At 43.9% G+C, this 25601-nt stretch carries 26 protein-coding genes and 1 tRNA gene; 4 read left to right on the top strand and 23 right to left on the bottom strand.

The features are described 5' to 3' along the window. Positions 1-88: 88 nt before the first annotated feature. Both DW159_RS02440 and DW159_RS02435 read right to left on the bottom strand, forming a co-directional pair. A complete protein-coding gene (locus tag DW159_RS02440) occupies positions 89-376 on the bottom strand; it encodes a co-chaperone GroES (protein ID WP_015534141.1) in 288 nt (95 codons plus the stop codon). Positions 377-544: 168 nt separating this feature from the next. Continuing rightward, positions 545-1420 (bottom strand): DNA-3-methyladenine glycosylase family protein, encoded by an 876-nt coding sequence (locus DW159_RS02435; RefSeq protein WP_117548827.1) that lies wholly within the window; start codon positions 1418-1420, stop codon positions 545-547. 147 nt (positions 1421-1567) lie between these two features. Here DW159_RS02435 and DW159_RS02430 point away from each other — a divergent pair, with 147 nt between their 5' ends. Then, entirely contained in the window at positions 1568-2287 is a 720-nt protein-coding gene (locus DW159_RS02430) for a DUF6062 family protein (RefSeq protein WP_117548826.1), read from the top strand. 54 nt (positions 2288-2341) lie between these two features. On the opposite strand, the gene DW159_RS02425 is transcribed toward DW159_RS02430, so the two are convergent. Then, positions 2342-2989: a hypothetical protein gene (locus DW159_RS02425; protein WP_117548825.1), complete on the bottom strand. Its 648-nt coding sequence runs from the start codon at positions 2987-2989 to the stop codon at positions 2342-2344. A gap of 95 nt (positions 2990-3084) precedes the next feature. After that, positions 3085-4761, bottom strand: coding sequence for a glutamine--tRNA ligase/YqeY domain fusion protein (locus DW159_RS02420; RefSeq protein ID WP_055144198.1), 1677 nt, complete (start codon positions 4759-4761; stop codon positions 3085-3087). A 201-nt stretch (positions 4762-4962) separates the two neighbouring features. Here DW159_RS02420 and DW159_RS02415 point away from each other — a divergent pair. Further along, positions 4963-5035, top strand: a tRNA-Thr gene (locus DW159_RS02415). A gap of 279 nt (positions 5036-5314) precedes the next feature. Here DW159_RS02415 and DW159_RS02410 read toward each other — a convergent pair. The 4 genes from DW159_RS02410 to cysS are packed head-to-tail and all read right to left on the bottom strand — an operon-like array spanning position 5315 to position 8622. Continuing rightward, a complete protein-coding gene (locus DW159_RS02410; RefSeq protein WP_117548824.1) occupies positions 5315-5905 on the bottom strand; it encodes a sigma-70 family RNA polymerase sigma factor in 591 nt (196 codons plus the stop codon). Positions 5906-5916: 11 nt separating this feature from the next. Beyond that, complete coding sequence (rlmB, locus tag DW159_RS02405; RefSeq protein WP_015534148.1) at positions 5917-6699, bottom strand: 23S rRNA (guanosine(2251)-2'-O)-methyltransferase RlmB; 783 nt, start codon at positions 6697-6699, stop codon at positions 5917-5919. Next, on the bottom strand, positions 6689-7246 hold the full coding sequence (locus DW159_RS02400) for a Mini-ribonuclease 3 (RefSeq protein ID WP_015534149.1): 558 nt from the start codon (positions 7244-7246) through the stop codon (positions 6689-6691). The genes rlmB and DW159_RS02400 overlap by 11 nt, the downstream gene beginning before the upstream one ends. After that, complete coding sequence (cysS, locus tag DW159_RS02395) at positions 7231-8622, bottom strand: cysteine--tRNA ligase (RefSeq protein ID WP_117548823.1); 1392 nt, start codon at positions 8620-8622, stop codon at positions 7231-7233. The genes DW159_RS02400 and cysS overlap by 16 nt, the downstream gene beginning before the upstream one ends. A gap of 276 nt (positions 8623-8898) precedes the next feature. Here cysS and DW159_RS02390 point away from each other — a divergent pair, with 276 nt between their 5' ends. Next, on the top strand, positions 8899-9201 hold the full coding sequence (locus DW159_RS02390; RefSeq protein ID WP_015534151.1) for a DUF1292 domain-containing protein: 303 nt from the start codon (positions 8899-8901) through the stop codon (positions 9199-9201). Positions 9202-9212: 11 nt separating this feature from the next. Here DW159_RS02390 and DW159_RS02385 read toward each other — a convergent pair whose 3' ends face one another. The 13 genes from DW159_RS02385 to rho form a co-directional block, all read right to left on the bottom strand. Then, complete coding sequence (locus tag DW159_RS02385; RefSeq protein WP_117548822.1) at positions 9213-11210, bottom strand: ATP-dependent helicase; 1998 nt, start codon at positions 11208-11210, stop codon at positions 9213-9215. 96 nt (positions 11211-11306) lie between these two features. Beyond that, positions 11307-11810: an SEC-C metal-binding domain-containing protein gene (locus DW159_RS02380; RefSeq protein ID WP_055144187.1), complete on the bottom strand. Its 504-nt coding sequence runs from the start codon at positions 11808-11810 to the stop codon at positions 11307-11309. A gap of 80 nt (positions 11811-11890) precedes the next feature. Continuing rightward, complete coding sequence (locus DW159_RS02375; RefSeq protein WP_015534154.1) at positions 11891-12103, bottom strand: hypothetical protein; 213 nt, start codon at positions 12101-12103, stop codon at positions 11891-11893. A 1-nt stretch (position 12104) separates the two neighbouring features. Further along, the gene (locus DW159_RS02370; RefSeq protein ID WP_055144185.1) at positions 12105-13421 is read right to left on the bottom strand and encodes a replication-associated recombination protein A; all 1317 of its coding nucleotides are present in this window, start codon (positions 13419-13421) and stop codon (positions 12105-12107) included. Between the two features lie 96 nt (positions 13422-13517). Further along, positions 13518-13913 (bottom strand): response regulator, encoded by a 396-nt coding sequence (locus DW159_RS02365; protein ID WP_015534155.1) that lies wholly within the window; start codon positions 13911-13913, stop codon positions 13518-13520. An 18-nt stretch (positions 13914-13931) separates the two neighbouring features. Continuing rightward, complete coding sequence (locus DW159_RS02360) at positions 13932-14519, bottom strand: TetR/AcrR family transcriptional regulator (protein ID WP_117548821.1); 588 nt, start codon at positions 14517-14519, stop codon at positions 13932-13934. Positions 14520-14602: 83 nt separating this feature from the next. Then, positions 14603-15502 carry a DUF5688 family protein gene (locus DW159_RS02355; protein WP_117548820.1) on the bottom strand — a complete coding sequence of 300 codons (900 nt, stop codon included), beginning with the start codon at positions 15500-15502 and terminating at the stop codon, positions 14603-14605. Between the two features lie 213 nt (positions 15503-15715). Next, positions 15716-16771, bottom strand: a complete 1056-nt coding sequence (gene hisC / locus DW159_RS02350) for a histidinol-phosphate transaminase (RefSeq protein WP_117548819.1) — start codon at positions 16769-16771, stop codon at positions 15716-15718. Between the two features lies 1 nt (position 16772). Then, on the bottom strand, positions 16773-17849 hold the full coding sequence (gene prfA / locus DW159_RS02345; protein ID WP_015534158.1) for a peptide chain release factor 1: 1077 nt from the start codon (positions 17847-17849) through the stop codon (positions 16773-16775). Positions 17850-17901: 52 nt separating this feature from the next. Beyond that, positions 17902-18765: a peptide chain release factor N(5)-glutamine methyltransferase gene (prmC, locus tag DW159_RS02340; protein WP_015534159.1), complete on the bottom strand. Its 864-nt coding sequence runs from the start codon at positions 18763-18765 to the stop codon at positions 17902-17904. Between the two features lie 15 nt (positions 18766-18780). Next, a complete protein-coding gene (locus tag DW159_RS02335) occupies positions 18781-19737 on the bottom strand; it encodes a DUF1385 domain-containing protein (protein WP_022216026.1) in 957 nt (318 codons plus the stop codon). Positions 19738-19824: 87 nt separating this feature from the next. Then, on the bottom strand, positions 19825-20031 hold the full coding sequence (gene rpmE, locus DW159_RS02330; protein ID WP_004853176.1) for a 50S ribosomal protein L31: 207 nt from the start codon (positions 20029-20031) through the stop codon (positions 19825-19827). A 153-nt stretch (positions 20032-20184) separates the two neighbouring features. Further along, positions 20185-21759 (bottom strand): transcription termination factor Rho, encoded by a 1575-nt coding sequence (gene rho, locus DW159_RS02325; RefSeq protein ID WP_117548818.1) that lies wholly within the window; start codon positions 21757-21759, stop codon positions 20185-20187. Positions 21760-22036: 277 nt separating this feature from the next. On the opposite strand from rho, the gene DW159_RS02320 reads away from it, so the two are divergent. Further along, positions 22037-22570: a DUF4364 family protein gene (locus tag DW159_RS02320; RefSeq protein ID WP_015534160.1), complete on the top strand. Its 534-nt coding sequence runs from the start codon at positions 22037-22039 to the stop codon at positions 22568-22570. Between the two features lie 101 nt (positions 22571-22671). On the opposite strand, the gene yihA is transcribed toward DW159_RS02320, so the two are convergent. After that, complete coding sequence (gene yihA, locus DW159_RS02315) at positions 22672-23268, bottom strand: ribosome biogenesis GTP-binding protein YihA/YsxC (protein ID WP_015534161.1); 597 nt, start codon at positions 23266-23268, stop codon at positions 22672-22674. A gap of 10 nt (positions 23269-23278) precedes the next feature. After that, positions 23279-25582 (bottom strand): endopeptidase La, encoded by a 2304-nt coding sequence (gene lon / locus DW159_RS02310; protein WP_117548817.1) that lies wholly within the window; start codon positions 25580-25582, stop codon positions 23279-23281. Positions 25583-25601 lie beyond the last annotated feature (19 nt).

Genomic DNA, 25601 nt, shown 5'->3' with positions numbered 1-25601 from the left:
TCTATCTACCTCCATGTTATATTACATATATTATCCATATATCATCCGCATATGTCTCCCGCAGCTCACGCTGTCTAGATATATGCTTTTACTTCTCAACGATTGCAAGGATGCTGTCCTGCTTGATAACTATGTACTCTTCGTCGTCAAGCTTAACCTCTGAACCAGCGAACTTCTGATATATAACTGTATCTCCAACCTTAACGTCCATAGGAACCAGCTTGCCATCAACAACTGCTCCAGGGCCAACCTCTATAACCTCTGCATACTGTGGCTTCTCCTTTGCCTGGCCTGGTAATACGATTCCTGACTTTGTTGTCTCCTCTGCTACTGACTGCTTTAATACTACTCTGTCTCCAAGTGGTCTTAACTTCATGATATATACCTCCTGATTTATTTTTATTATATTTCTGATTCTTGTTTTTAGCACTCAATTTATGTGAGTGCTAACACTGTTTTATATTCTATCCATTTCTATAAAAAAATCAACCCTTATTTTCTAAAAAATATATAAAAATATGTCTGTCATCTACCGTAATACATATCACTTAAAAAGATTCGTTCTTGCATAGTCAAACAGATACTGCTGCGCATATCCCCCGAGATTTCCGAACTTTTTCACGGCAAATGCCTCTATCTCCGGCTTTTTTGTGTCCTTGCCATCAAAGTACATGCTCTCCATGATCCTCTTCATCCACACATCCACAGGGAAAGCCTCACGTCTTCCAAGTCCAAAGAGCAGGACACAGTTTGCAACCTTCTCCCCTACTCCCTTGATCGTCATGAGAAGTTCCCTTGCATGTTCTATGTCAAGTGCATCAAGCTTCTCCTTTGTGACATTTCCCGAGTACACCGCCTCCGTCGCATTCATTATGTATGGAGCACGGAATCCGACCTTGCACTCCCTGAGCTCATCCTCTGTGACCTCATGAAGTCTGTCTACATCAGGAAACACATAAAATGCCTCGCCATTATATCCTATGACCTCATCACCAAATCTATGCGATATATTTTTTACACACTGTTTTATCTGAGGGATATTCTTGTTCTGGGATATGATAAATGATATAAGCGTCTCAAAGAAGTCCTGATTGAGTATTCGTATTCCATCCTTCTCATTCACAGCCGTCTGAAGTGCGCTGTCCGCCTTTATGACACTCTCCTTGATGAGGCCGTAATCATTGTCCATATCCAGATAAGGGCGCCATATTCCATCATAGTCCTCCATGGATGAACCATATATCCTGAGCACGCCGCCTGACTGTTCCATCTTCACAGCCCTGCCAAATGCTATGACCTCATACACTTCATCATCAAGCTTGTCAAAATGAAAGCACTGACCACACTCAAGTATCTGAGAAAGTCTGAAATCCTTCACTCCGTCTACCGTAACTATATTGCCATCACAACTTACATTCATCTTCCGTACACCTGCCATTTCATATTTGTATAATTGTGCTTTTTGTCTTATAAATTTCTCCAGGCTATTGTATAATACCTGTATATTATTTTCAATGTCACATAAGCAGTGTGGCAAAAACTGACACTATCACAAACAGGAGGATCTATGGCTGAACAGATATACACTATACCAGTAAACGATGCATTTGACAGCGGCTGCGAATGCCCTATGTGCCAGATGCAGAAGGATCTTGAACGAAATGCAATTGAATATACGATGGGGCCAAGCTACATGGAGGACGACAACCGTGCCATGACTGACAAGCTTGGTTTTTGCAGTCATCATCTGAGAATGCTCTATCAGGAAAAGAATCGTCTGGGTCTGGCACTCATGATGAACACCCATATGAATAAGACTATACAAGATATGAGGGCGCTGGCTGCCAAAGGTCCCGCCGCCAAAGCCGGTCTGTTCGGCAAGAACACACCAAATGCACCTGTTGTCGATTATATAGAGAATATGGAGAAAAGCTGCTTCATTTGTGGACGTATGGATGACATGTTCGTACGCTATGTAGACACTATCTTCCATATGTGGAAAAGAGATTCCAAGTTCAGGGACAAATTTGCTACGAGCAAAGGCTTCTGTACATACCACTACGGAATACTGTACAAGACAGGCCAGAACAAACTGAGCAAGGAACAGTATGCGCAGTTCATCGAAATCCTCAACAAGGTATACTTTGACAATATGGAACGTGTCAATGGTGACCTGAGCTGGTTCATAGACAAGTTTGACTACAGATACAAGAACGAGCCATGGAAGAATTCCAAGGACGCCCTCCCGAGAGGGATCATCAAGATTGGCCACACATTTGTAGAATAATAAACACATGACAATAAATAAAAGCCGCCTTACATATCTGTAAAGCGGCTTATTTTAACTGACTCTCCATGCAATGAGACCATCCGGAAGCGCCGGCTTTATCATGCCAGGCCTTCTGCCTGTGTTCTCTATGCCATGAGCCTGTTTCATTCTCTCATGGAGATATGCTCTGTATTCTGTGAGAAGCCCGGTAAATATCGGTCTGAGCTCAGGGCACCTTCTGAAATCCCCCGGCTTGACAAGTCCCGGTTTCTTGTGGAATATATCCACACCAGCATTTTTCAACACCGATGCCACGAACTGTGAACAGAAGAAATTGTATTCCCTCTCATACGCAAGATGGAAAAATACGCTGAATACACCCATGAAGTTATATCCGTATCTGTCCGGATGCTTCTTGAATCTGGCGAGCTCCTGCTGTATCCTGTCATACTGCTTACTCGTGACCTTCAGCTCATACACAGCGCATCTGGTTCCCTTGTGCTTTCCAAATATTCCCTTTTCTATGTTCTCACTGATAAATCCACTGTTAAATGGATTGTATACACCTTTCCTTGCAAAACTGTACATCTCATCAAGACTTATGTCCAGTGCCAGAGATGTGTGACAATACGGCTCTCTGGTCATAAGCTTTATGAGATTTGAAGGAACTGTTTTTGTCTTTGACAAAAGTATGTATACCTTCTTACTCTCATCTTTCATATTTTTGTTTCCAATCACCTATTTTGATGTACGCATATCCCCCACAGGATAAGCGCCAATCCCCACATCATAAATTATAAACGCATCCCCGGTAATTACTTGCCCGGCTTGTAAGAACTCTTGAGTGACACGATCCTGTTGTATACAGGATGCTCCGCTGTAGAATCCTTTGAGTCAACACAGAAGAAACCATTTCTCAGGAACTGGAATGCCTCTCCCGGCTGAGCCTCCTCAAATGCCTTCTCAAGCTTACATCCCTGTTTGATAACAAGTGAGTTTGGATTGAGATTCAATGTACCATCGTCGTTGAGCTTCCCCTTCTCCTCATCGATGATATTCTCATACAGACGAACCTCTGCATCTATTGCGCTCTCTGCCGATACCCAGTGAATGGTTCCCTTGACCTTGCGTCCCTCAAAGCCTGAACCGCTTCTTGTCTCTGGGTCATATGTACAATGTACTGTTGTGACATTGCCGTCCTCGTCCTTCTCAAATCCCACGCACTTTACGAAATATGCATTCTTAAGACGAACCTCGTTGCCAGGGAACAGTCTGAAATACTTCTTAGGAGGCTCCTCCATGAAGTCCTCTCTCTCTATATACAGATACTTGCTGAATGCTACCTTTCTGCTTCCGAGCTCCTCGTTCTCCTGATTGTTCTCGACATCGAGGTACTCAACCTGATCCTCAGGATAGTTGTCGATGACAAGCTTTACAGGATCAACAACTGCCATGTATCTCTTGGCTGTGAGCTTCAGGTCGTCTCTCACGCAATACTCAAGCATAGCGTAATCAACAGACGACTGGCTCTTGGATATTCCAACCAGCTCCATGAACTTCTTAATAGCTGATGGTGTGAAGCCTCTTCTTCTGAGGGCTGCAATACTTACAAGACGTGGGTCATCCCATCCGTCTACTATTCCGTCCTCGACAAGCTTCTTGATGTATCTCTTACCTGTTATGACATTTGTCAGGTAAAGCTTTGCGAACTCTATCTGCTTTGGTGTGCCCTCAGGTGAATCCTTGTAACCGAGCTCCATAACCACCCAGTCATACAGAGGTCTGTGATCCTCAAACTCAAGTGTACATATAGAATGTGTAACACCTTCGATGGCATCCTCGATAGGATGTGCAAAGTCATACATAGGGTAAATGCACCACTTGTCACCTGTGTTGTGGTGGTTCATTCTCGCTATTCTGTAGATAATAGGATCTCTCATGTTGATGTTAGGGCTTGCCATATCTATCTTTGCACGGAGTACCTTACTTCCGTCAGGGAACTCACCGTTCTTCATTCTCTCGAACAGATCAAGATTCTCCTCTATGCTTCTGTCTCTGTATGGGCTGTTCTTGCCCGGCTCAGTGAGAGTTCCTCTGTACTCTCTGATTTCATCTGCTGTGAGGTCACACACATATGCCTTGCCCTTCTTGATGAGCTTTATGGCAGCCTCGTACATCTGGTCAAAGTAATTTGATGCAAAGAACACTCTGTCTCCAAAGTCTGCTCCCAGCCACTTGACATCTGCAAGTATTGACTCTACGAACTCTGTCTTCTCCTTTGTAGGGTTGGTATCGTCAAATCTGAGATTAAACTGTCCGCCATACTGCTGTGCCAGTCCGTAATTCAAAAGTATTGACTTGGCATGTCCTATATGTAAATATCCATTTGGCTCTGGTGGGAATCTGGTAACGATCTTCGGCACCTTACCCTCTGCGATATCTTTCTCAATTATCTGTTCAATGAAATTCTTACCTGTCATCTCTTCAGCCATTTCCAAACTGCCTCCCACTTTTTTTGATAATTCTAAATGTCTGCAACCGAATTTGCACACGATTACAGTTAGTTTACCATACTTTTACTGCTTGTACCACAATTATCTTTTGATTTGTCATTATTTTTCGCACAAATGTAAATATTTTACTTGATTTTTGATGTCCATTTTGTTATAGTTATTATTGCTTTTGAAAAGCAAGCTACTATAGCTCAGGTGGTAGAGCGCAACATTGGTAATGTTGAGGTCACGGGTCCGACTCCCGTTAGTAGCTTTTATTTTTTTGTCCGTATTTACGCCGCCCTGAGCGGCTTTATTTTTATCCACCGCAGACCGGATCACTTACTTTCCGCCCGCAGTCTCAGCTTCATATATTCCATCAGCCCACTTCTTATTCCACTCACTCATGACATCGTTACCTTTTTTAGCTTTGCTCTCCGCTCTCATGTCACCACTCCTTAATCCGATGATTAGCTAATTTTTTGCAAAAAAGGAAGCGGCACTATGCCGCTTCCTGTCTTTGATTAAACAACTTAAAATTTTATTATTCTAATTACACATCCCTGAGCTTAGCTCTGATCCTCTGAACCGCATTGTCTATGGATTTTGCCGGTTTGCAGAGTCTCTCCCCTATCACTTCATAAGAAGCGCCTGTTAGATATTCGTCAAGAACATGCTTCTCAAACTTAGAAAGCTTACTGTCGATGAGCTTTATAAGATCTGACTCACGCAGCTTCGCCATCATGATATCCTCAGGATTAGTTATGACACCCGAATCTATCTCATCAAGCGGGCTGGAGTAATCTCCCCCGCCATCGCCATAGATCGATATATAGTAGTTCAACGGTCCGTTTTTCTTGTTGTTTGAATTGTTCACCGCGGTAATGAGCTGCCTTCTCACGCACATGAACGCAAAGGTCTTGAATGTCGCGCCCTTGTCAGGTCTGTAATTATTCACAGCCTTGACCAGTCCGATCATGCCCTCCTGTATAAGATCCTCCTCATCAGCACCTATGATATAAAGGCTTCTGCTCTGTCCCGTTATCATTGGGCCATAGCGCTTGATAAGTGTCTCCATAGCATCGTTATCCTTTTGTTCATTTATAAGCTCCAGCAGTTCATTATCTGATAATTCCGAATACATATACTCTACCTTTACTTGTTCATCCTCTGTCTTACGACCTCATAAGCCAGAACTCCGGCAGCAACTGACGCGTTGAGTGAGTCTATGTCTCCCTTCATAGGAACAGATACGACATAATCACACTTCTCCTTGACCAGTCTGCTGACGCCGCTTCCCTCATTACCTATGACAAGTCCAAGGGAACCTGTGAGGTTACACTTGTACATGAGTTCTCCGTCCATATCCGCACAGGCGAACCACATGCCTCTATCTTTCAGCTCCTCTATGGTCTTGCTGATATTTGTCACCTTTGCAACAGGTGTATAATTGATAGCTCCCGCTGATGCCTTTACAACTGTAGCTGTGATTCCGACTGCACGCCTCTTAGGTATGATCACACCGTGGGCACCACAGAGATTCGCTGTTCTGATGATCGCACCAAGATTGTGTGGATCCTCTATCTCATCAAGTATGAAGAAAAATGGATCCTCTCCTCTGCTCTCAGCCAGTGCAAACATATCCTCTATCTCTGCGTACTTATATGCCGCTGCATGTGCAATCACTCCCTGATGCTTGCCAGCCTGTGACATCTGGTTTAACTTTTCCTTTGAGAGGTAGTTTATCACTGTATCCTGCTTCTTCGCCTCCCTGACTATGCTGTTCACGATCCCATCCCTGCATCCGTCAAGGACATACAGCTTATCTATGGTCTTGCCTGATCTGAAAGCCTCGAGGACTGCATTTCTTCCCTCTATGACAAATGCTTCCTCATCGCTCTCTGTCTTAATGTTATTCTCAAATTCTCTATTCTGCATCTTTTTCTCCATCTGTACTCTCTGTACTCTTTTCAAGTGTTGAGGTATCCTCTATTGTATCTTCCTGTGCTGCTTTGCCCGGATCCTTGTGCTGCTGTTCTGCCCTGTCCGTTTCAACTGGATCATGGTTCAGTATGATCCTCGTGATCTCAAACATCCTGTCATACTGCTTATCAAGATACAGAAAGCCTATAAGGCACTCAAAGCCCGTTGCCATTCGGTACTGTCCCACAGTCGCATTCTTGGCTGTTGAATGAGTCTTGGTGTTCCTGCCTCTCTTGTATATCCACTCTTCCTCCTCGGTGAGCAGTCCGTTGTCCAGAAGATACATTATATATCCCGCCTGAGCCTCCGCCTTCACAAGCTGGCTCACCTCTTTGTGGTATTTGTATGCCTGCTTGTTATCCTTTGTGACAGCAAGGGTCTTTATGAGAAGATCAAACACGCTGTCACCTATATATGCAAGTGAAAGCGGTGAATACTCCCTTGGATTAGTGTATGTCACCCCGAGTATCTCAGTAAAGTAACTGTCTATGCTCTTTTCCATTTTACGCCCTCTCTGGTATCCTCAAGGATAATTCCCATATCACTGAGCTGGTCACGGATCTCATCTGCCCTAGCAAAGTTCTTTGCCTTTCTTGCAGCCTGTCTCTCCTCGATAAGAGCCTCTATATCTGAATCAAGTATCTCTTTCTTCTTCTCTGTGATGATTCCAAGTATGTCGCAGAGCTTTGTCACTGTATTGAGCACAAGCTCCACAGTAGACTTTGTTGAATCCTCTGTCACATTTACATTTGCATATTTTACGAGCTCAAATATAACTGAGATCGCATCTGCAGTGTTGAGGTCGTCATCCATGGCTGCCTCGTATTTCTTCACAAATGCATCCATCTCGTCTGCAACTGCCTTATCTACTTCTCCTTCTGTTCCGCTTATAGACTTCAGTCTGTCAACTGCTGTAAGGATTCTCTCAAGGCCGTTCTTTGAAGCCTCAACAAGGTCTGCTGAGAAGTTGAGCGGACTTCTATAATGGGCTGACAGCATGAAGAATCTGATGACCTGAAGAGGATACTTCTCTGCTATCTCTCTGACTGTGAAGAAGTTGCCAAGTGACTTGGACATCTTCTCATTGTTGATCTTGAGGAAGCCGTTGTGCATCCAGTATCTTGCGAACTCTGTGCCATTTGCAGCCTCACTCTGTGCTATCTCGTTCTCATGGTGTGGGAATATAAGATCCTCTCCACCCGCATGTATATCTATTACATCTCCGATATATTTCTTGGACATAACCGAGCACTCAAGATGCCAGCCTGGTCTTCCATCGCCCCATGGTGATGGCCATGATGGCTCGCCCTCCTTCTTTGGCTTCCAGAGAACGAAATCAAGCGGATCCTCTTTCTCATCAACACCTGATACAAGAAGGTCTCTGTTACCTGAACGGAGGTCATCGATATTTTTCTTGGACAGCTTGCCGTAGTCCTTGAACTTTCTGGTTCTGAAGTATACGGTTCCATTCACCTCGTAAGCGTATCCCTTCTCTATAAGAGTCTTTACCATCTCAATCATATCCGGTATCTCTTCTGTTGCCTTTGGATGTGTTGTCGCCTCACGCACATTGAGAGCCGCCATATCCTTCTTGACCTCTGCGATATATCTCTCTGATATAACGCTGGCATCCACCCCCTCCTCATTTGCACGCTTTATGATCTTGTCATCGACATCAGTAAAATTCGATACATAATTGACATCATAGCCCTTGTACTCCAGATATCTTCTGAGCGTATCAAATACTATCATTGGCCTGGCATTTCCTATATGGATATAATCATATACAGTAGGACCACATACATATATTCCCACCTTACCCTCGTTGATAGGCACAAACTCTTCTTTTCTTCTTGTGAGCGTGTTTAAAATCTTCATAAATATAATGTCCTTTCTATATTGGTCGATAATATATCTGTAAGCAAACAAAAAACTTCGTCCCAATATACATATGATATGCATATAGAGACGAAGTATTATCTCCGCGGTTCCACTCTGATTGTATTAAATACTACAATTCCTGTTCTTCGCCTTTTGTGTCTAGTATATGTGCGGGTGCAGGCTTTGTCAATAATTTCATTTTATAATTGTACTGGACATAGCACCAATTATTTACTAGAATAAACTGAATAAAACAATCAGGAGGATACCTATATGTCAGATATAAACAATAACGAAACCGACGAAATGGATATCGAGATGATCGATATAACATACGAGGATGGAACATCCTGCACATGTGAGATCATTGCCAAATTCGAGGTAAATGACATCTCTTATGCCGCTCTGCTTCCTGCAGATGACGAGGATGCCGATATCATCGTGTACAGATACAGCGAGCAGGGAGACGATGTCACCTTGGACGAGATCACCGACGAGGCTGAGTTCAACGATGTCGCTGACGCCCTCGACGAGATCCTGGACGATCTGGAATTCAATTCAGATGACGAGGAATAATATCCGTACATCTATGCGTTTTCTATAAGCTCGTTATTTATCGTGTATTCAAGGCTGAGCGTCTTTGTTTCATGTATATCATCGAAGTGGACACACAGCTTTCTGTCATCTACATATGTGATGACTCCGCGTCCATACCGCTTGTGGATTATGGTGTTTCCTGTTTTTATCAGAGACCTGTCCACAAGCATTTCCTGGACAAATCTCGAGGTCACCGCTTTTCTTCCATGCATTTTCTGGGGAACATACACATACAGTCCATACTTAGCCCTCGTGACTGCCACATAGAACAACCTGCGTTCCTCCTCTATATTTCCATCTCCAACCGATTTCTTATGAGGCGTTATGTCCTCAACAGCATCCATTATGAATACATATGAATACTCAAGTCCCTTTGAACAGTGCATAGTCGAAAGTGTGACTGTATCACCCGCCACACTGCCCTGCCTGCTCTGCTCTCTGAGCTGTTTTGTGTATTCGTCTATATACTCCATCCAGCCGTCGAAGCTCAGGAAGTCTTTTGCACTGTCCTGTATCTCCTCCAGGATATCAATATAATCATCCTCACTCACGCCCCTGTACTCAGCATATTCCCTCACATACGCATCCAGTCCAACCGCTTTCCTTATATAATTCACAGCCGCGTACGGTGCAAGTCTGCTTATCCTCTCCAGATCGTTCTCAAGGACATTTATGTTGTTGACTATCCTATACTTATCCTTATAATTCTGCCTCAGCTCCTCAAAGTTCACCACCGGCGAATCAAATGCATCCCTGCTTATATACCTGTTCGGCTTATTGATGATCCTGAGGACCGTTCTCCTGTCCCTGCTGCCCCTTGCAAGCCTTATATAGTCAAATATGTTCTCAGCTAGGAAGTGCGTGAAGATATTTGGTATGTTATCCTTCATCAAAAATGGTATGCCATTTTCCATGAGCTTTGAAGCCAGCGCCCTCGGCTCGGTATTCGTCCTGAATATGATCGCCATTTCACGGTATGGAATACCAGCCCGGTTAAGCTCTGTTATCCTGTCTATGATCTTCTTATTCTGCTCCGTCATGCTGTCCGTCTTAACTATATGGACTCTGTCGCTCTGTCCCGCGGCAAATGCCGACCTGAGCTGCTTCTCATATCTGTCCCGGTTGTTCTGTATTATCCGCTTCGAGCACTCAACTATATCGTAGCTGCAGCGGTAATTGACATTCAGGTATTCTATGACCGTACCATGGAAATCCTCCGGGAACTTTTTCATTATAGCCGGAGCAGCCCCCCTGAAGCCATACACCGACTGATCATCGTCACCCACGGAAAATACGTTCTGGCTCTCTCCGGCCAGCAGCTTCACAATGTCATACTGGATCATATTTATATCCTGGAACTCATCTATGAGTATGTACCGAAACTTGTTCTGCCACATCTTAAGTATGTCTGGTCTCTCCGACAATAGCTCATATGTGAACACCAGCATATCGTCAAAATCTATCTTCCCGCATCTTCTCAGGAAATTCTCATACTCATCGTACACAACTTGGAAATCCTCAGGCTTCATCGTTGTGCTCTCATAGTTCTCAAGACTCACTCTCCCGCTCTTGACATTGCCTATCTCCCCGACAACATTCTTGGCAAAATCCTCCTGACTGTCATACCTAAAGCCGTGCCTGTCTATGCTGTCCCTTATGACTCCATACTTTTCTGAATCCGTAACGATATTCGCCGCTGTGTAATTATATGCATTTCTGAGCATCCAGAAAAATACAGAGTGAAACGTGCCAAAGGTTACCCCGCGGACGCCCGGACACAGCTCCTGAAACCGCCCCTTCATCTCATTTGCCGCAGCCTTCGTGAAGGTTATGACCAGAATATTGTCAGGTCTCACACCATGTTCTTCTGTAATGTATTTTATCCTGTGGGTGATGACCGTAGTCTTACCTGAACCAGGCCCCGCTAGCAACAGCATCGGCCCATCGCAGTGTCTCACCGCTCTCTTCTGGGATTCATTAAATTCCATCTGTATATCCTTTCACGCAAATATAAAAGGCGGTCAAAAGTTTACCCTTTAACCGCCTTCTCATATCTGCCAGTTATATCAGCATGATATATATCATTACTTACCGCAGCACTTCTTGTACTTAAGTCCGCTTCCACATGGACATGGATCGTTTCTTCCAACCTTTGGTGCCTTGATGATAGTCTTAGATGACTTCTGTATCTTGTAGAGCTCGTCTCTCTTTGCCTTGGAGAATATTCCATCCCACTGAGGAAGAGTGTAAAGCCACTCTGCATTGCACTCAACCATGTTCATATAAAGCTTCTCATAATCTATAGGAAGCTTAACCTCTGAGTCCTCTGTCACATCATCAAGATTGTTTGATTCTGCAAGACTGTCATCTATTCCGTCGAGGAATCCGATCATATACTGAATAGTGAGTCCGTACTTCTCAGCAAGCTCTTTTACAGTTCCATGTACAGGGTCTGCAAGAGGATTAGCAAGAAGCTGCTCATATACGCCCTTCTCTGCCTGGAAATAACTAACCCAGAATTCCTTTCCCTCAGGTGTTCTGTCATCTAATCCGTATGCGTAATCACGCCATTCTTTTAATAAACTCATTTCATCTACCTCTTAAGTATTTTTTGAACTTTAAAGAGTATATCAAATTATGTAATTTTTTTCAACACATTTGTACTGTTCTACTTGTTCTGATCTCTCATATCTTCGCCCTTGCGTCTGAGCACCCTGGCGATGAGCCATATTCCCCAACACACAACAGGAATGACCACATCAAGGAATATCATACCCATCAGATTATCACTTCCGGTTATTCCCATTATAAATGTAGCAACATACATTCCGATGAGCACAAGTACAAGCACTATAGCTCCAATTCTCTTCAATATATCCATATCAGTCTCTCTTCTTTATCTTATCAAAATACGCCTTGATATCTCTTTCATAACCATTGTCCGACGGCTCATAGAATACCCTGCCTGCAATCTTATCAGGAAGATACTGCTGGTCAACGTAATTATTCGGATAATCATGAGCGTATTTGTATCCTGAGTGTCCAAGCTTTGCTGCACCGCCGTAATGTGCATCTCTGAGATACACCGGAACCTGACCCGTGTCCTCATGCTTTACCGCATCCATAGCCGCAAATATCGCATTCACCACAGAATTGCTCTTCGGTGCACACGCAACGTAGGAAGCCGCATGGGCAAGTATTATCTGTGCCTCAGGCATTCCGACTCTCTCCACAGCCTGTGCACATGCCGACGCCACCACGATAGCATTCGGATCAGCATTGCCCACATCCTCACTGGCACATATCATGATTCTTCTGGCAATAAACTTTATATCCTCACCTCCGTAAAGCATCTTTGCAAGGTAGAATATCGCCGCATCAGGATCTGATCCACGCATGCTCTTTATAAATGCGGATATTATATCATAATGATTATCTCCGTCCTTGTCATATCTTATAGCTCTCTTCTGGATACATTCCTCCGCCACTTCAAGCGTTATGTGTATCCTGCCATCCTCGCTTCTCTCCGTCGACAGAACTCCGAGCTCTATGGCATTTAACGCACTTCTCGCATCTCCCGACGCCATGTCTGCAAGAAAGTCCTCGGCATCCTCATCAATGTCTGCATCAAATGCACCCATGCCATTTTCTGAGTACACTGCCTTGTGGATGAGCTTCTTGATGTCCTCCCTGGACAATGGATTGAGCTGGAATATATGGGATCTGGATATGAGAGCCCCGTTAACCTCAAAATAAGGATTCTCCGTGGTCGCTCCTATGAGTACCACCGTTCCATCCTCAACAAATGGCAGGAGATAATCCTGCTGTGACTTGTTGAATCTGTGGATCTCATCGATGAACAGTATAGTCCGTCTGCCATACATAGCCTTGGTATTCTTCGCCTCTTCCACAACCTTTTCCATGTCCTTCTTGCCCGCCGTTGTGGCGTTGAGCTGTCTGAACTCCGCTTTGGTTGTATTGGCTATGACCATGGCAAGCGTAGTCTTGCCGGTCCCCGGAGGGCCATAAAATATAAGCGAACTTATCTTATCCGCTTTTATCGCCCTGTACAAAAGCTTGTCCTTGCCTATAATATGTTCCTGTCCAACCACGTCATCAAGGCTGGTCGGTCTCATTCTTTTTGCCAGAGGAGAATCATCCTCCGAGAAATTCTCCCTCATATACTCAAATAAATCCATCTTTATGTCCCTGCCATCTAATATTCAGTGTCATAAGACACTTCGAAGCCCGATATCTTGCAATAACGGGCTTCGCATGTATCAATATCATATCATCTACTTGATAATGTCCAGTTTCTTCAGCATGTCATTAAACTTCATGATATCAATCGGCTTACATATGTAATCATCATAATCGTCGCTGGCGAGATTGCTGTCAAAGCTTGCCTCGTCAAGTGCGCTAGTCATTATGACCTTCGATCTGAGCATCCTTGACACTCCGTGCTTTCTCTCTGCACTTCTTATGGATGCCAGAACTTTATACCCATCTATCTTTGGCATCATGATATCAAGACACACCAGCTCGAACAGTTCGCCCTTCTCAAGAGCATTTACAAATTCATCAACCGCTGCGATTCCATCAGGTGTTATGACCACATCACCAAACTTACTCAAATACTTGGATAAAAATTTTGCATTTGCAACATCATCCTCAGCTATTAATATCTTCATGACAATTCCTCCCTAATTTTACAACCTAAGTACTTTCTCAAGATGACTGAGCATCTCCTTGATCTCAACCCTGAAACTCTTCCTTGAGTATTGGTTTCTCCGTTCAAGCAATCCCTCTGTAAAAATTCCGTTGAACATGAGCGTAAGTTCCTTCGGTGAGAAAACCGCTCGTATCTCCTTGCTGTCAATCGCACTCTGAAATAATGTGCACACAAAATCATTACGCTTCAACATACACTCAGAGATGATCTCTCTCGTCTCTGACATGTGAAGCAATTCTTCATAATGCAACATTATCGCACCCATACCAATATAGTTATCATAATATGTTGCATATGTATCTGCATAATACTTGATCTTATCCAGGTATGTCCCGTCAAGTCTCTCAACAGTCCTCTGGATATTGACATCAAATGCCGCATATTCGTTCACAACCGCTATAAGTACCTCATCTATACCCCCAAAATACTTATATATCAGCGTATCAGATATATTCTGCTTTCGTGCAAGGTTCTTCGGTGTAAGAGCATGTAATCCCAAATCTCCAATTAGTTCGATAGCTGAAGCGACAATTTTATCTCTGCACGAAATATAACTATCCTCCAATGTCTGTTCCTCCCATTAAACATAATTTTTGCCCTTAGAACACTGGTTTTATTCTATGTCATGGGATATATTTTGTCAACATTTTAGACTATCAAGAGTTTTCCTTTTTCCCTGCTGTACATATACAGACTGTCAGACAGATAATCCATGGCAGGCACTGTTACCTTGTTCGCCTCTCTTATGAGATCCTTGTAATAATCCTCTGTGTAATCCGCACTTGCCCTGATAAACAGCAGCTCATGCACACTGGATGGCAGGATATATATGTCATCACCCACCATATTCGCACACTCCTCAAGCATTCCATCATACAGTACGGCCGTGGCCCCATTGATACCGTGCGTGTTTGACAACATGTACAGTTCGTCCACATTGTCACAGTCGTCATCGAAATCTATCCCTTCATATCTGCCCTTCAGCGCATCAAAAAGGTTCTGCCTTACACACGGAAACATTCTCTGGGTGTTCTTAAGTGCATTCTTATACAATGTATCCAGACTGACTCTCCACCTCTTCACATCATTATTGTTGACTATCGTGGTTGCCAGGCCGTCGTTATCCAGACTCAGCACCCTTCTGAAAGTTATCGCAAGATCATTAAACTCTATAAATGGTGCACTCTCAAGCAGCCGGCTATTTCGCTCCCTGTTGACAAGCCGCACTATTATGTTGTCCATAACCTTCGTCTCATCCACCACATCGCGTATATCAAGCTTCCTGCACCTGCAGTTCGCCTCTCTGAGCCTGCATATATCTTCCATGACAACATCAAAATCCATCCCCTGCTCATAATCCCTGTAAAACGGATCAAGATATATCGTAGGACACACCTCTTCAGAGCTCTTGCACACATTCATCGCAGTGAGCTCCACCCCATTATTCTTCAAAACCTTATTGACCCGGATGTCTGATCCATCTCCCTGTCTGAGAAGTCTGCTTCTCATTTCATCCACTACTCTGGCTATAAATTCATCAAAATTCATTCAATTCTCCTTTTACAAACAAAATCAAACGAAACGTCCCGATATTTTTTCCTGAAATATTTCATGGGTGAATTCTATAGAAAAACTCTGCCAAATTCAATAGTTTTGGTGCGCTTTATAGTGGAATCCTGCGCTTTATAGTGGAATCCTGGCACAGTTGTTGCCGCCATATCAAGAAAAAACCGCCATGCCTTTGGCACAGCGGTCTGTTTATTATCTCTCCTGTATATAATTTGTAAGGAACTCTGTGAATTTATCCATCTCTTCATCCGTACCAATGGATATCCTCAGATAATTGTCTATACGTGGTTTGTCAAAATATCTGACATATATATGGGCATCCTTCGCAGCCTGGAATATCTCCTTTGCCGGAATATCCTTATGCGTTGCAAATACAAAGTTTGCAGACGAAGGAAGACATGTAAAATCAAGTGGCTTTATAGCTTCCACGAATCTCTCTCTCGTGGCGACCACCTTTGAAACAGTCTCCTTAAAATACTCATCGTCCTTAACTGACTCTGTTCCCATTATCAGTGATGGTCTGTTCATTGTATATGAGTTGTATGAATACTTTACGTCATTGAGGGCCTTTATCAGAACCGGGTTGCTTATTGCATATCCTATCCTGAGTCCCGCCATGGATCTCGACTTTGAGAACGTTCTTACAACCACAAGATTGTCATATTTGTCTATAAGACCAAGTGCCGACTCGCCGCCGAAATCTATATACGCCTCGTCTACTATGACTATCGAATCTTTGTTGTGGCTGACTATATCCTCCACATTCTTTATGTCCTCGTATATTCCTGTAGGGGCATTTGGATTAGGGAATACGATTCCCCCGTTCTCTCTGTAGTAACTCTCCTTCACCAGCCTGAAGTTTTCGTCAAGTGCCGGTCTCTCGTGAGGGATACTGAAAAGCTCTGCCCACACATCATAGAAGGAATATGTAATGTCAGGGAACAATATTGGTTTGTCAGAGTTGAAAAATGTAAGAAACGACATGGCAAGCACATCATCCGAACCCACTCCCACAAATACCTGTGAAGGATCAACTCCGTGATACTCTGCAAGCACATCGACAAGTGCCGATGCTGTTGGATCCGGATATAATCTGAGTGTATCGATATCCATCATTGCATTCTTCACTCTCTGTGACGGGCCGTACGGATTCTCATTCGTATTGAGCTTTATCACATCTGTATCCTTAGGCTGTTCACCCGGAACATAAGGTTCTACTTTTCTTATATTGTCACTCCACGCTGCCATATTATTCCTCCTCATTCACCTGTGCCAGCTTTGCTGTCTGGTCAGCCGCTATAAGACTGTCTATAAGTTCATTCAGATCTCCGTTCATGATCTGGTCAAGCTTGTATAATGTGAGCTTGATCCTGTGATCTGTAACTCTTCCCTCAGGGAAATTGTATGTTCTGATCTTCTCTGATCTGTCTCCTGTTCCTATCTGGCTTCTTCTGTCCGCAGCCTCTGCGTCATGCTGCTTCTGGAGCTCCATGTCGTACAGCTTTGATCTCAGAAGGGCAAATGCCTTTGCCTTGTTCTGGAGCTGTGATTTCTCTGTCTGGCTGTAGATCACTATTCCTGTAGGTATATGTGTAAGACGTACTGCCGAATCGGTTGTATTGACACACTGTCCACCGTTTCCTGATGCTCGCATTACATCTATCCTTATATCATTCTCATTTATCTCTACATCAACTTCCTCAGCCTCAGGCATAACCGCAACTGTTATGGTCGATGTATGGATTCTTCCGCCTGACTCTGTCTTAGGTATACGCTGTACTCTGTGTACACCACTCTCGTACTTCATCTTGGAGTACGCACCGTCTCCGGTGATCATGAACACAGCCTCCTTGAATCCTCCGATACCGTTCTCGTTGACACTCATAAGTTCAACCTTCCACTTGAACTGGTCGACATATTTCTGGTACATTCTGTACACCTCATATGCGAACAGAGCAGCCTCATCTCCGCCTGCACCGGCGCGGATCTCCACGATTACGTTCTTGGAATCGTTAGGGTCCTTTGGAAGCAGAAGAATCTTGAGTTCCTGCTCTATGGTCTCGAGATTCGCCTTTGCCTCATTCATCTCTTCCTTTGCCATCTCGCGGAGCTCCTCGTCGCTCTCCTCCTCAAGAATCTCAAGACTGTCCTCTATGGTAGTCTTTGCATCCTTGTACTCATGGTACTTCTCAACTATAGGTGAGAGATCGCTCTGCTCCTTCATGAGCTTTCTGAATTTGTTCTGATCTGACACAACATCAGGATCGGTGAGCTGATTATTTATCGTATCAAGCTTATCTACAAGTTCTTCTAATCTGTCAAACATATCTATACCTCTCTATATTCATTCTGTCACGCTGTCTCCTGCAGCGTTAAATCTACCGGTTATCTTCTCTGTCATATCTGCCGTACACCACCCGGTCATTACCACTCAGATCCTGTACAACATGTATATCGTCATAACCTGAATCTACAAGGAGGTACTGTACATCTTCTGCCTGATCATTGCCAATCTCGAATACAACATATCCTTCATCCTTTATATATTCTCTCGCCTTATCGGCTATTATTCTATAAAAATACAATCCATCCGCCGTTCCGTCAAGTGCCAGATGTGGTTCATGCTCCCTGACCTCCGGCATGAGTGTCTCTATGACATCACTTCTTATATATGGAGGATTCGACAGTATGAGGTCATATTTCCCGGATATCTGCTCAAAGAGATCCGTCCTGACCACTTCAAATCTATCATCCCCTGCACACAGTTTCGCTACATTTCTCCTTGCAAGACCGATTGCTGCCTCAGATACATCGGCAAGTACGATCCTGCTGTTCTTGTTCCAGAGTCCAAACGATACTCCTATGCAGCCCGAACCGCAGCACATGTCCAGAACATCAACGTTATGGTCAGCGTCCTTTACAAGCTTCAATGCCGTCTCAACAAGAGTCTCTGTATCCATCCTTGGAATGAGCACATCTTCTGCGGTATCAAAATCATATCCCATGAAATTCTGCTCACCTGTGATATACTGAAGCGGAATCCTTGTGCTCCTCTTTTCTATGAGCTTCATGTAGGCTTCCGATTTATCATCATCCACGTCATCTTCTCTGGCCATGATCATATCCATACGGTTCATACCCGACAGGTACTGCCACAATATATCAGCGTCTATATCCGCATCAGGAACATCACTTTTCTCCAGCCTGTCCCGTCCCATTCTCAAAAGTTCACACAGCTTCATCTCTATCGAAATCCTTTAATCTTCTATCTCGCCCTTGTGCATGGCGTCCTGGTATGCCTCCCAGTCTATAACTGCCTCCACGGACTTTATCGCAACTGCTATCATGTCAAGATCCGGCTCCCTTGTGGTGAGTCTCTGAACCCACATTCCCGGAACTGACAGCGCATTTGCAAGCTTTGAATCACTCTTGCCAGCAAACATTATAAATTCGTATGATATACCGGCGATTACCGGAACCAGCAGCAGTCTTATGACAAGTCTGAGCCATGCCGTATCTGCGCTTATAAACATGAAAACAATTATGCTTATTATCATTACGATGAACAGAAAGCTTGTTCCGCATCTCTTATGATATCTTGAATACTTCTTCACGTTCTCCGGAGTCAGTGGCACCCCAGCCTCAAAACAGTTGATCGTCTTGTGCTCTGCCCCATGGTACATGAACACTCTCTGTATATCCTTCATAAGCGATATAAGTGCCACATATCCCAGGAATATTCCAAGTCTTATAACTCCCTCTATGGCAGACATGATGATCCTGTTATCTATAACCTTGTCTATGAGTTCCCCGATAAATGCAGGAAGCATCATGAATAACGCGATGGCAAATACAAGTGAAAATAACACTGTACCTATCATCGCCGCATCGTCCGCTCTTTTCTGCTGCTCAGGTGTCCTCTCTTTTTTCTTTTCTTTTTTCTCTTTCTCCGCCTTCTCAGGCTCCTCGTCATCGTAAAACGATGCTGAGTATGTGAGGGTCTTCACTCCTATCACGAGGGATTCCACGAAATTGACAACTCCCCTGATTATAGGAACTCTGAAAAATACACTTCTCGATGCCATGGACACATAATCCACAACTTTCACTTCTATATCTTTATCCGGTTTTCTGACTGCCACCGCATATCTGTCGCCATTTTTCATCATGACACCTTCCATGACAGCCTGACCGCCTATTCTTACTCTCTTCACGCCAATCTCCTATCGGTATATTTAACTGGATAATAAAAAAACAGCTTGAGATTATTGTAAAATAACCTCAAGCTATCAACGTTTTTATTAGTTGGCCTGAACGCCATACTTCTTATTAAACATATCAATTCTACCACGTGCTTTGATTGCCTTCTGCTGACCTGTGTAGAATGAATGACACTTTGAGCAAATTTCTACGTGAATCTCTTCCTTTGTTGATCCTGTAACGAACTCGTTACCACAGTTACATACAACCTTTGCCTGATAGTAATCTGGATGTATTCCTTTACGCATTCTTTTTCACCTCTTTACATATATATTTATATATGAGAACAGGCATAAAGCCAGGGTTCTTCATAACACAACTTCTGTATTCTAACATAGTGACCAGTACAATGCAAGCAGTTTTTTGATTTTTTTGACAAAATCATCTCAACAATCCTGCTGTTATTTTCTGAGAAGTGACTGCTTTACATAGTGGATAAATTCTTTGTTGTTTCTGGTACGAACAAACAGCTTTCTGACATCCTCAAGAATATCCTCTGATTTACTTCCCATGAGCTCCTTGTGAATGGCTGTGACAACCTCCTGCTCTTCCTTGTTGAGAAGAAGATCATCTCTTCTGGTGCCGGATTTTGCTATATCTATGGCAGGGAATATCCTCTTCTCTGAGAGCTTTCTGTCAAGCACAAGCTCCATGTTACCGGTTCCCTTGAACTCCTCAAATACAACGTCATCCATCTTGCTGCCCGTGTCGACCAGCGCTGTGGCAAGGATCGTAAGGCTTCCTCCCTCACGCATGTTTCTGGCGGCACCAAAGAATCTCTTTGGCATGTGAAGCGCTGCAGGATCAAGACCACCTGACAGAGTTCTTCCGCTAGGAGCGACCGTGAGGTTATACGCTCTTGCCAGACGTGTGATACTGTCGAGCAGGATCACAACATCCTTCTTGGACTCCACAAGTCTCTTTGCTCTCTCAATGACCATCTCTGACACTCTCTTATGATGCTCTGGAAGCTCATCAAATGTTGAATAGATAACCTCCACATTAGGGCCCTCTATGGACTCTCTTATGTCTGTTACCTCCTCAGGTCTCTCATCTATGAGAAGGACGAGCAGGTGCATATCCTCATATCTTCTGCTGATCTGCTTTGCGATCTGCTTGAGAAGAGTCGTCTTTCCTGTCTTAGGTGGTGAAACGATCATGCCTCTCTGTCCCTTACCTATAGGGGCAAGAAGATTGATCATCCTGATAGGGATAGGAGCACCGTCTCCGTCAAGCTCTATCCTCTCATTAGGGAAGATAGGAGTCATCTCCTCAAAGCTCTTGCGGGCCGCTATGACCGCAGGATCCTCATCGTTCACGCTTGCCACATATAAAAGGGCACTGAACTTTTCTCCCTGTGTCTTGTTTCTTATATTACCTGTGACTATATCTCCTGTCTTGAGACCAAATCTTCTGATCTGTGCCGGTGACACATATATATCCTGATCTCCCGGAAGATAGTTTGCACTTCTTATGAAGCCATATCCCTCAGGCATGACCTCAAGTATTCCGTGAGCCTGTCTTCCACTGTCGAGCTCCGGCAGATACTCGTTCACGTTCTGTGCCGCCTGATTTGACTGGACTCTGTCCTGATACCTTTCCTGGTTTCTGTCCTGATTCTGACCTCTATCCTGGTATCTCTCCTGATTCTGGCTGCGATCCTGATATGTAGCCATTCTTCTCATACGTCTCTGTCCGTTGTTCTCCCTGGAATCATCATCTCTTGAGCCCTCAGAGTGATGTACTATCCTGTTTTTTCTGTATTCTGTGTCTCCAGCTGTCTCTCTGACCACATGCTCGGTCTTAGGCTCTGACACATTTTTCTTATTTTCCACTGAAACCGCTGTCACATGCTCCTCCACATATTTTATGAGGAACTGCGCAAGCTCCGCCTTCTTCATTCCCGAGCAGCCTTTTATACCATTATCCTTGGTAAACTGACGCAGCTCTGCAAGAGAAGCTTTACTAAAATCCATATATAATTGTCTCCTTTCACTGAAACCAATGATCAACAAATAAATTAAGTATTATGGGAATATAAACACTCTAAGAAATAAGTAGTGTCTCTCAATGATACATCAAATTCAATTACGGTAAAAAAATAAAAATGCGCTAAGCACGCATATTATTCTCGATCATTATAACATAAATAGAACAATTGTAAATATATTGATTTTAAATTTTACTAATGTTATCATATGAATGTTGTCCGTTCATCAGCACGGACAAACATTTTAACAAAGGATACACGATATGGGAACCGAATCTATTGTATTATATAAACTCATAGTGCTCTATATGCTTGACAGAGTTAACTTCACTCTGACCAATTCACAGATTTCAGACTTTGTTCTGGAGAAGGGCTACACCAATTATTTCACTCTTCAGGAAGCCATAAACGGACTTATAGAAAGCGAATTTGTATATGTATCAAGCATAAGAGGCGCATCCCATTATAAGATAACCTACAAAGGTGAGGAAGCCCTGAGCATGTTCGAGAACAGGATCCCATATGCCATCAAACAGGATATACTGGATTTCTTTGAGAAACAGCAGATCAACCTCAAAAAGGAAACTGAGATACAGTCTGACTACTACCTCAACGATTCCAATGAATATACCGTCTCCTGCGTCATCAACGACAGGAACGAGCCGCTGCTGGATATAAAGTTCAGCGTGCCTACCCAGGCCGTGGCTGTTGCCATATGTGACAACTGGCGTCAGAAAAGCACTGAGATATATGATATACTCGTAAAACAGTTATGGGCATCCAACACATCCAGCTAATATCAGCATAAAAAATGACTGAGCATACCGAAAAGAATTATACTCTTCGATATTCTCAGTCATTTTTTTGTCTATTTATCTGACTATATGTTCATGTTACTTTACTGCTGCTCCTGTGCCAGTGTCTCCTCTATGAGATTCCAGATCTCATCTCTTCCCTGCTTTGTCTGTGCGGAGAACGGTATCATCGTTGTTCCAGGAACAAGATCCAGTTTCTCACGTATGAGCTTCAAGTTCTTCTGAACCTGACTTCTCTTGATCTTGTCCAGTTTTGTGCAAATGATCACCGGCTCATAGCCATTGTCCACGATCCAGTCATACATCATGCAGTCATTCTCCGATGGCACATGTCTTATGTCTATCAGCAGGAATACCTTTTTGAGCTGCGGGGAACCGTGAAGGTATCTCTCGATCATCTTGCCCCATTTTGCTCTTATCTCCACCGATACTTTTGCATATCCATATCCCGGCAGATCCACAAAGTACAGATTTTTATTTACATTATAGAAATTGATCGTCTGTGTCTTACCTGGCTGCGCGGATGTTCTGGCAAGCGACTTCCTGTTAAGCAATCCATTTATCAGAGATGATTTTCCTACATTTGACTTGCCGGCAAATGCGATCTCCGGGAGATCGTTATCAGGTAATTTACTTGTAATTCCACACACAGTCTCAAGCTCAGCGCTCTTTACTATCATATACTTCTCCTTATCTGACAAGGGCAAGGTCAAGCACCTGCCTCATGTCTTCCACTAAATGAATATTGACTCCAGATGTTATCTCTTCATCCAGCTCCAGATAATCGCTCTCATTTTTCGCCGGTATCAGTATATCTTTAACACCGATCATCTTGGCTGCAAGGAGCTTCTCCTTCAGGCCTCCAATAGGAAGCACCTCTCCTCTGAGAGTTATCTCTCCTGTCATTGCTATTCTGCCATTAACCGGCACGTTAAATATGGCTGAATACAACGCTGTCGCCATGGTTATTCCGGCAGACGGACCATCCTTTGGAACTGCCCCCTCCGGTATATGGATATGGAAATCGTGCTTTGCAAAGTAATCGTCTCCAAGCGCCAGTGATTCCTTGAGGGATCTGATATAACTCATTCCCGCATAAGCGGATTCCTTCATAACATCGCCCATCTTACCTGTGAGCTGAAGAGTTCCTGTCCCCGGAAGCACATTGACCTCTATCTCCAGAGTGACACCGCCAACCGCCGTCCAAGCAAGGCCTCTGACAGCGCCAATTTTATTCTTCAGATTTCCATTCTCATCTTTATATTTGTATGGGCCAAGGAAATCCTGGATATTCTTCTTTGTGACTTTGACCACATCCATCTCACCGGTGAGTATCTTGCGGCAGGCCTTCCGACACACCTTGTCTATATTTCTCTCAAGACTTCTGACTCCCGCCTCTCTCGTGTAGTGGCTTATGATCTCCCTTATGGCACCGGCATCTATCTTGAACTGAGATTTTGTCAGTCCGTTCTTCTCACGGGTCTTCTCCACAAGGTACAGCTTTGCTATATGATACTTCTCATTCTCCGTGTATCCCGATATATTTATGACTTCCATTCTGTCGAGGAGCGGCCCCGGTATACCGGAGAGGTCGTTCGCCGTTGCTATGAACAGCACATTGCTCAGATCCACCGGCACTCCAAAATAGTGATCATTGAACTCTTTGTTCTGCTCACCATCAAGCACCTCGAGAAGTGCCGATGACACGTCTCCCTTGTAATCACTGCTCACCTTGTCTATCTCATCGAGAAGCATGAGCGGGTTGTTCGTCTTTGCCTTTATCATGGATTGTACAATCTTTCCAGGCATAGCTCCCACATATGTTTTCCTGTGACCTCGGATCTCCGCCTCATCGTGGACTCCGCCCAGTGATAAGCGGACATATTTCCTCGATGTTGCACGGGCTATCGACCTTGCTATGGATGTCTTTCCTGTTCCCGGAGGTCCCACAAGACAAATGATCGGAAGGTCCCCCTTATTGCTCAATATATGAACAGCAAGATAATCAACGATCCTCTCTTTGACCTCCTCAAGGCCATAGTGATCTTTGTCAAGTATGTCTATCGCTGACTGCAGATCATTATTATCTTCCGTTGACACATTCCACGGATAGCTGAGCATCACATCGATATAGTTTGCCGACACACTGCTCTCCACTGCATTCTGAGGTATGCCCTTATAGTAATTTATCTCTTTTTCTATCTTATCGTATACTTCCTGGCTGCAGCCCGCCTCATCGAGTCTCTTCTGGAATTCTCTGACATTTGCATCTACGCCGTCGTCACCAAGCTCCTTACGGATAACGGACATCTGCTCTCTGAGCACATACTTTCTCTGATTCTCAGCGGTCTCCTGATTGACCTTTTCCATGATCTCTTTCTTGATCTTGCCGATTCCGAGAACTTCCTCCATTATCTGTATCAACCTCATAGCGCGGCTTCTGACATCTAGCATCTCCAGAAGCTCCTGCCTGTTGTCATCAGATATATTCACATAGTCGGCCATGCTGTCAACCAGCTTTCTGACAGACTTGAATGAACGTATCTCCCTGTACAAAACGTTGTTCTTCACTATACCCTCGTCAAATGCTTCCTTAAGCTTTTCCATGAGTATGCTCTGTATAGCCTTCTCCTCATCCTCGCTGATGTCGTTAGTCTCCTCCACATCTGTCACGTGGCACACATAATATTTATCCTTGCTGTAATCCACAAGGCGCGCTCTCTTCTCAGTCTGTATGAGAACTCTCATGCCTTTGTTCTGAAGTCTGACAAACTGCTTTATCCTGGCTATGACACCTATCTCATAAAACGAAACTGTCTTATCGCCGTTCTTATGAACAGGATTTGCCAGAAATATACATTCCTCATTCTTGACTGCATGTCCCACCGCCTCGCAGGCTTCACGCGTTGTCGCATCAAGATAGAAGGACAATTCCGGCATAACCACGCCATCGTCAAGACTAATCATTGTCATCTCTAACATTTTCTCATTCATACCTGTTATCTCCGTATAT

The organism is Coprococcus sp. AM14-16, from assembly GCF_003434675.1.
Lineage (GTDB): Bacteria > Bacillota > Clostridia > Lachnospirales > Lachnospiraceae > Coprococcus > Coprococcus aceti.
The sequence above is the reverse complement of the archived record's forward strand: the minus strand, read 5'-3'. Positions and strand labels throughout refer to the sequence as shown.

Coding starts and splice junctions, on each gene's coding strand:
- DW159_RS02440 (WP_015534141.1), bottom strand. CDS start 376: ATGAAGTTAAGACCACTTGGAGACAGAGTAGTATTAAAGCAGTCAGTA.
- DW159_RS02435 (WP_117548827.1), bottom strand. CDS start 1,420: ATGAATGTAAGTTGTGATGGCAATATAGTTACGGTAGACGGAGTGAAG.
- DW159_RS02430 (WP_117548826.1), top strand. CDS start 1,568: ATGGCTGAACAGATATACACTATACCAGTAAACGATGCATTTGACAGC.
- DW159_RS02425 (WP_117548825.1), bottom strand. CDS start 2,989: ATGAAAGATGAGAGTAAGAAGGTATACATACTTTTGTCAAAGACAAAA.
- DW159_RS02420 (WP_055144198.1), bottom strand. CDS start 4,761: ATGGCTGAAGAGATGACAGGTAAGAATTTCATTGAACAGATAATTGAG.
- DW159_RS02410 (WP_117548824.1), bottom strand. CDS start 5,905: ATGTATTCGGAATTATCAGATAATGAACTGCTGGAGCTTATAAATGAA.
- rlmB (WP_015534148.1), bottom strand. CDS start 6,699: ATGCAGAATAGAGAATTTGAGAATAACATTAAGACAGAGAGCGATGAG.
- DW159_RS02400 (WP_015534149.1), bottom strand. CDS start 7,246: ATGGAAAAGAGCATAGACAGTTACTTTACTGAGATACTCGGGGTGACA.
- cysS (WP_117548823.1), bottom strand. CDS start 8,622: ATGAAGATTTTAAACACGCTCACAAGAAGAAAAGAAGAGTTTGTGCCT.
- DW159_RS02390 (WP_015534151.1), top strand. CDS start 8,899: ATGTCAGATATAAACAATAACGAAACCGACGAAATGGATATCGAGATG.
- DW159_RS02385 (WP_117548822.1), bottom strand. CDS start 11,210: ATGGAATTTAATGAATCCCAGAAGAGAGCGGTGAGACACTGCGATGGG.
- DW159_RS02380 (WP_055144187.1), bottom strand. CDS start 11,810: ATGAGTTTATTAAAAGAATGGCGTGATTACGCATACGGATTAGATGAC.
- DW159_RS02375 (WP_015534154.1), bottom strand. CDS start 12,103: ATGGATATATTGAAGAGAATTGGAGCTATAGTGCTTGTACTTGTGCTC.
- DW159_RS02370 (WP_055144185.1), bottom strand. CDS start 13,421: ATGGATTTATTTGAGTATATGAGGGAGAATTTCTCGGAGGATGATTCT.
- DW159_RS02365 (WP_015534155.1), bottom strand. CDS start 13,913: ATGAAGATATTAATAGCTGAGGATGATGTTGCAAATGCAAAATTTTTA.
- DW159_RS02355 (WP_117548820.1), bottom strand. CDS start 15,502: ATGAATTTTGATGAATTTATAGCCAGAGTAGTGGATGAAATGAGAAGC.
- hisC (WP_117548819.1), bottom strand. CDS start 16,771: ATGGCAGCGTGGAGTGACAATATAAGAAAAGTAGAACCTTATGTTCCG.
- prfA (WP_015534158.1), bottom strand. CDS start 17,849: ATGTTTGACAGATTAGAAGAACTTGTAGATAAGCTTGATACGATAAAT.
- prmC (WP_015534159.1), bottom strand. CDS start 18,765: ATGAAGCTGTGTGAACTTTTGAGAATGGGACGGGACAGGCTGGAGAAA.
- rpmE (WP_004853176.1), bottom strand. CDS start 20,031: ATGCGTAAAGGAATACATCCAGATTACTATCAGGCAAAGGTTGTATGT.
- rho (WP_117548818.1), bottom strand. CDS start 21,759: ATGGATTTTAGTAAAGCTTCTCTTGCAGAGCTGCGTCAGTTTACCAAG.
- DW159_RS02320 (WP_015534160.1), top strand. CDS start 22,037: ATGGGAACCGAATCTATTGTATTATATAAACTCATAGTGCTCTATATG.
- yihA (WP_015534161.1), bottom strand. CDS start 23,268: ATGATAGTAAAGAGCGCTGAGCTTGAGACTGTGTGTGGAATTACAAGT.
- lon (WP_117548817.1), bottom strand. CDS start 25,582: ATGAATGAGAAAATGTTAGAGATGACAATGATTAGTCTTGACGATGGC.